This is a genomic window from Dietzia sp. UBA5065 (assembly GCA_002415925.1).
Taxonomy (GTDB): domain Bacteria; phylum Actinomycetota; class Actinomycetes; order Mycobacteriales; family Mycobacteriaceae; genus Dietzia.
Map to the genome: position 1 here is coordinate 44,018 of DIAZ01000072.1, position 5,770 is coordinate 49,787.

The window sequence follows — 5,770 nt, forward strand, 5'->3', positions numbered from 1 at the left end:
CCGGCGACGCGGCCGGGTGTTCGTCCTCACCGGGACGGCGTCGGCCTTCCGTGCTCGGGGGCTCCGGACCATCGCCGACTCGCGGGGCACCGCCCTCCCCGGGCGCCGGGGAGACGTGTACGACACTGCCGCGCTCACCGAGGACAACGAACTGACGCTCGCGCTGAAATCCCTCGGCGGTCTGATGGTGTCGCCCACCGAGTGTTCGGTCGTCACCGAGGTGATGCCGACGTGGAAGCAGCTGTGGCACCAGCGCCTGCGCTGGCAGCGCGGGGCGCTCGAGAACCTCGGCGCCTACGGCGTGACCCCGCAGACCACGCGCTACTGGTTCCAGCAGCTCGGGATCGGATACGGGGCGATCGCGCTCAGCGCGTACCTGGTGCTCATCGGCATCACGATCCTCGCGAGCGACGAATGGATCTGGTACCCGTTCTGGATGACGCTCGGGCTGCTGTTCATGATCGAGAGGGTCGTCACCGTGTGGCGCTCGACCCTGTTCGCCAGATTCGTCGCCGCTCTGCTGCTACCCGAACTCGTCTACGCGACGTTCCTCAACCTGGTGTTCCTCAAAGGGGTGTTCGACATCTTGCTCATGAAGAAGGCGAGCTGGGGTGAGTCGGACGCTGATGTGTCCGGCGAGGCGGCGGTGGCGCAGCCCGACGGTGGCGGGGAGGGCCGATGATCCCGGAGTCCGTGCTGTCGAGCGGCTGGTTCGCCGTCCTGGCGGCGTTCGTCGCGATCAACACCGCGATGTACGTGGTGCTCGCCGTGATCAAGACGCTGCCCCGGATCTACATCAGGGACTTCCTGCCGCGTTCTTACCGACGCGCCGAGACCCGCAGCATCCACCCGGGTGCGGATGAGGGTCACGGGCGGCCGAGACCGGACTGACCGGGCTGGTGCAGCGTAGACAGGTGCCGGGTCGGCGGTCCGAGATCTCAGGCGCGGAGGGCGTCCATCACCGCGGCCACTCGGCGGGCCCTGGTCTCGTCAGCCTTGGCCGATTCCACCGAGCGGGCGTGTTCCTTCTTCTTGGAGTAGCTCAGCGCCGCCCACGCCGCCGCCGCCGCGGGGTCCTCGCGCAGTTCCGCGTCCAACACCGGCGGTACTGCGACCGTCCTGGGAGCGTCGTCGAGTTCAAGGCGAACCTCGACTCGGTCTCCCGCCCCGCGCCCGGTCGCCGCACGCGTGTCGGCGTTGAAGGAGATCACGTAGCGACCGCCCATGGAGGTGATCGTGCTCGAGTAGGTGTGGTCACCATCGACGGTGACTCTGACGGGCACCCGCTTGCCGTGGTCGAAGGCGGCCACGACCTCGGCCGGAACGACGATCGCGACGTTCTTGCCACCCGTGGGTTCGAGGACCGTGCGGAACTCCTGCGCCTTCATCTCCCCAGTATGGCCGGCGGCAGGTCCATGCGCGGGCGGAGACGAGTCACGGCTGGGACTGCTGCCGAGGGTGGGCCCGGGCTGCCGTCAGTCCGGCCGCCCATCCGGGGGCGCGTCCACCGGCGGGAGGTCGGATGGCCAGCATGTCGTGACCGCTGCAGGTGAGCAGCCAGGACGTGAGGGAGTTGGAGTTCCACATCTCCCCGGTGCGCAGTTCATCCCGGCCCCAGGTCGGGGTCGGGACCGCCGGGACCAGGTCCAGCACGCGTCGCGCCCGGCCCCGACTCGTGCTGACTCGGCGGGGGCCGTCGACCGCGGTGGCGGCATCGGGAATGGTGCCGTCGCGCCAGCAACGGATTTCGTAGCGGAACACCCGCCACCGGCCCAGTGACGGCAGACCCACCGCACCTTCGGCCTCGACGCCACGGTCGCCACCCGACCCGGCCCACACGGGGGCCATCTCGACGGCGTGGTCGTGACCGTCGAGGTGCACCAGCAGCGCCGAGTGGTAGAGGTCGACGCGCTGCCGGTGCTGGCGGAGCGCGGCGAGAGCCTCGTAGACGCGTCCGGAACCCCGGACGCACAGGCCGCCTGCACCGGCGCCCAGCGGCAGCCAGAACAGGTCGATGCTCGCCCGGGTCCTGTGGTGATCCATGGTCACGGGGTGGATCCGCGCGGCGCACCGGTGCAATCGGTGCGCCGGATCCGCGGGGGGAGGCGGTACATGCCCATCTCCACCACTCCTCTCCGGAGACCGACCTGCCGCCTACCGCGAAGTGCGAGCGTGGGGGTAGGCGGGGTCGCGGCCCTGGAAATTCAGGATATCCGGGTTCCTGATGACCCCGTCCTGGATCTCGATCGCGCGGGAGATCGTGAGGTTCTCCTCCCACGAGGCGGGTCCCTCCATGACAGTGCGAAGGAACGGCAGGAGCGCCTCGCTGATCTCCCACGTCGCCGAGTTCCACAGGTACGACGGACTGTGGTCGACGGCGTAGTAGTGCACCCCCCGTCCGACGGTGAACATGGGATCGTCGAACCCGGTGGGCTTCGCCCACTCGAACCCCATCCCCTCGTCGCACGAGACGTCGATGATCAGGCTCCCCGCGGCGAACTCGGCCAGGTCCTCGGTCCGGAGATAGGTCAGGGGAGCGTTGACGTCCTGGAGGGTGCAGTTGACCACGATGTCGTGGGAGGCGAGGAAGGTCGGGAGCAGGACGTCTCCGTCCTCGGTGGGCACGGTGCTGAGGTGCGTCGCGCCGTCGTCGGTGTTGAGCTGGGTGAGCTGTGCGCTGTGGATGGGGGAGCCGACCGCCGAGGCGTCGCGCTGCGTGAGGACCTGGATGTCGTGGATCCCGTGCGCCTTCAGTGCCGTGACCGCCCCTCGTGCCGTGGCCCCGAAGCCGATGACGACCGCAGCGAGTCGCGGGCCGTAGTCGCCGGTCGAGCCGATGAGGCTCAACGCGTGGATCACGGAGCAGTACCCGGCGAGCTCGTTGTTCTTGTGGAGCACGTGCAGACTGAACTCGCCCTGCCGGGTCCAATGGTTCATCGCCTCGAACGCGATGAGAGTGAGTCGACGATCGATGGCCGCCTGCGTCATCCCGGCATCCTGGACGCAGTGGGGCCAACCCCAGAGGGTGCGTCCATCAGGGATCCCGCGCACGTCGGTCAGCTGGGGCTTGGGCAGCAGCAGCACGTCCGCGGCAGCGATGACCTCCGAGCGGTCGGCGACCCTCCCGACGCGGGACTCGATGTAGCCGGGTTCGAGCTGGAAATCGGCGCCGTAGCCGCGCTCGACGATCATCCGTGCCCGTACGTCCGGATCGATCCGGTCCAGGTGATGCGGATGGAGGGGGAGTCGGCGCTCGTTCTCCATCGCGGAATTCGCCAGCACACCGAGGGTCAGGAGAGACCCACCGGTGGCGGCGGAGGGCGGTTGAGCGGTGCCGGGCATCCGGACTCCCATCATCGGGGAACCGAGGCCAGCTCCGCACCCGACTATAGGCGGGTGCGGTATGGCAGGGCTCGGAGTCGTGAGACGGATCAGGTCCCAGTGGGGTCACGGTTCGTGACGGAACCCGATCTTGATGGTCACCTGCCAGTGCACCACCTTGTCCCCGTCCAGCTTGCCGCGGACCGACTGCACCTCGAACCAGTCGAGGTTGCGGAGGGTCTTGGAGGCCTCGGCGATGGCGTTGGTGACCGCCTCGTCGGTTCCGTTCGGCGAGGAGCCGACGATCTCGGTGACGTTGTAGACGTGGTTCATGATGCCCTCCGGTCAGTGTGACGCATATCACCCTAGCCGATCCGGTGAGGGGCATCCGGGATGAACGGCACCGCACCCACCGGCGAGTGGCCGATGGGTGCGGTGAGCCGGGCGTCGGGTCAGGTGTGCGAACCCTCCAGAGCGGAATTGAACGTCGTGCTCGGGCGCATGGCCTCCCGCAGCTTCTCCACGGAGGGCTGGTAGTAGCCCTCCAGCTCCACCGGTGTGCCCTGGACGGCCATCAGCTCCCGGAGGATGGTGTCCTGATCGGAGGTCAGCCTCTCCGCCAGCGGAGCGAACTGCGCCGCCAACTCCGTGTCCTCCGACTGTCCGGCCAGTTCCTGAGCCCAGTACAGCGCGAGCCAGAACTGGCTGCCCCGGTTGTCGAGTTCGCCGGTCACCCGCGACGGGGACTTCCGGTTCTTCAGGAGCGTGCCGGTGGCGGTGTCGAGCGTCTTGGCGAGGATGGTGGCCCTGGGGTTGTCGTACTTGCGGCCGAGGTCCTCCAGGCTCGCACCCAGCGCGAGGAACTCCCCGAGCGAATCCCACCGCAGGTGGTTCTCCTCCACGAGCTGCTGGACGTGCTTGGGGGCGGACCCGCCCGCGCCGGTCTCGTACAGTCCGCCGCCGGCCATGAGCGGGACGACCGACAGCATCTTGGCGCTGGTACCGAGCTCGAGGATCGGGAACAGGTCGGTGAGGTAGTCCCGCAGGATGTTTCCCGTCACCGAGATGGTGTCCAGGCCGCGCCAGGCACGCTCGAGGGTGTAGCGCATGGCACGCACCTGCGACATGATCTGGATGTCCAGGCCCTCGGTGTCGTGGTCGGCGAGGTACCTCTTCACCAGGGTGATGAGATTCTTCTCGTGCGGGCGGTACGGGTCGAGCCAGAAGACCGTCGGCATGGCGGAGGCACGGGCGCGGTCGACCGCGAGCTTCACCCAGTCGCGGATCGGGGCGTCCTTGACCGTGCACATCCGCCAGATGTCACCGGCCTCGACGTCCTGGGACAACAGGACCTCGCCGGTGGCGGCGTCGACGATGTTGGCGACACCGTCGTACTGGACCTCGAACGTCTTGTCGTGGCTGCCGTACTCCTCGGCCTTCTGCGCCATGAGGCCGACGTTCGGGACGGTGCCCATGGTGGTGGGGTCGAACGCCCCGTTGGTCTTGCAGAAGTTGATGATCTCCTGGTAGATCCGCGCGAACGTGGACTCCGGGATGACGGCCTTGGTGTCCTTCTTCCGGCCGTCGGCGCCGTACATCTTCCCGCCGATGCGGATCATCGCCGGCATCGAGGCGTCGACGATCACGTCGGAGGGCGAGTGGAAGTTCGTGATGCCTCGGGCGGAGTCGACCATCGCCAGTTCCGGCCGCTGTTCGTGGCAGCGGTGCAGATCCTCGATGATCTCCTCCTTCTTGGAGGTGGGCAGGTTGTCGATCTTGTCGTAGAGATCGACCATGCCGTTGTTGACGTTGATGCCGAGCTCGTCGAAGAGCTCGCCGTGCTTGACAAAGGCGTCACGGTAGAACACCCGCACGGCGTGGCCGAACACGATCGGGTGGCTCACCTTCATCATGGTGGCCTTGACGTGGAGGGAGAACATGACGCCGGTCTCCTTGGCGTCGTTGAGCTGCTCCTCATAGAACTCCATGAGCGCCTTCTTGCTCATGAACATCGAGTCGACGACCTCGCCGGCCTCGAGCGGAACGGTCTTGAGGACGTGCGTCTCGCCGTCCGGGGTGACGACCTCCATCCGCGCGTCGCAGGCGCGGTCGAGGATGATCGACTTCTCCCCGGCGTAGAAGTCGCCGTGGGTCATGTGGGCGACATGGGTCTGAGAGGCCATCGACCACTTGCCCATGGAATGCGGGTTGGCGCGGGCGTACTCCTTGACCGCCTTCGGGGCGCGGCGGTCGGAGTTGCCCTGGCGCAGCACCGGGTTCACGGCGCTTCCGAGGCACGTCCCGTAGCGCTCGACGATCTCGGCTTCCTCGGGGGTCTTGGGGTCGTACGGGTAGTCCGGGATGTCGTATCCCTTGGACTGCAGCTCGGCGATCGCGGTGGTCAGCTGATGGACTGACGCGCTGACGTTGGGCAGCTTGATGATGTTGG

At 67.6% G+C, this 5,770-nt stretch carries 7 protein-coding genes; 2 read left to right on the forward strand and 5 right to left on the reverse strand.

What is annotated here, in order from left to right; genetic code table 11:
* The coding region (locus tag B4M60_RS05505) for a glycosyltransferase (RefSeq protein WP_291081057.1) at window positions 1-682 on the forward strand (682 nt) is incomplete at its 5' end.
* On the forward strand, window positions 679-891 hold the full coding sequence (locus B4M60_RS05510) for a hypothetical protein (RefSeq protein WP_291081059.1): 213 nt from the start codon (window positions 679-681) through the stop codon (window positions 889-891). The genes B4M60_RS05505 and B4M60_RS05510, both read left to right, overlap by 4 nt.
* A gap of 47 nt (window positions 892-938) precedes the next feature.
* Here the strand turns inward: B4M60_RS05510 and B4M60_RS05515 are convergent, their stop codons facing one another.
* The 5 genes from B4M60_RS05515 to B4M60_RS05535 all read right to left on the reverse strand — a co-directional run.
* Window positions 939-1,388, reverse strand: a complete 450-nt coding sequence (locus B4M60_RS05515) for a YdeI/OmpD-associated family protein (protein ID WP_291081061.1) — start codon at window positions 1,386-1,388, stop codon at window positions 939-941.
* A gap of 46 nt (window positions 1,389-1,434) precedes the next feature.
* The gene (locus B4M60_RS05520) at window positions 1,435-2,043 is read right to left on the reverse strand and encodes a hypothetical protein (protein WP_291081063.1); all 609 of its coding nucleotides are present in this window, start codon (window positions 2,041-2,043) and stop codon (window positions 1,435-1,437) included.
* Between the two features lie 111 nt (window positions 2,044-2,154).
* Window positions 2,155-3,342, reverse strand: coding sequence for a N(5)-(carboxyethyl)ornithine synthase (locus B4M60_RS05525; protein WP_291081065.1), 1,188 nt, complete (start codon window positions 3,340-3,342; stop codon window positions 2,155-2,157).
* 105 nt (window positions 3,343-3,447) lie between these two features.
* The gene (locus B4M60_RS05530; protein WP_291081067.1) at window positions 3,448-3,654 is read right to left on the reverse strand and encodes a dodecin; all 207 of its coding nucleotides are present in this window, start codon (window positions 3,652-3,654) and stop codon (window positions 3,448-3,450) included.
* Window positions 3,655-3,773: 119 nt separating this feature from the next.
* Window positions 3,774-5,770 (reverse strand): NADP-dependent isocitrate dehydrogenase (locus B4M60_RS05535; protein ID WP_291081069.1); only part of this gene is annotated, 1,997 nt, incomplete at its 5' end.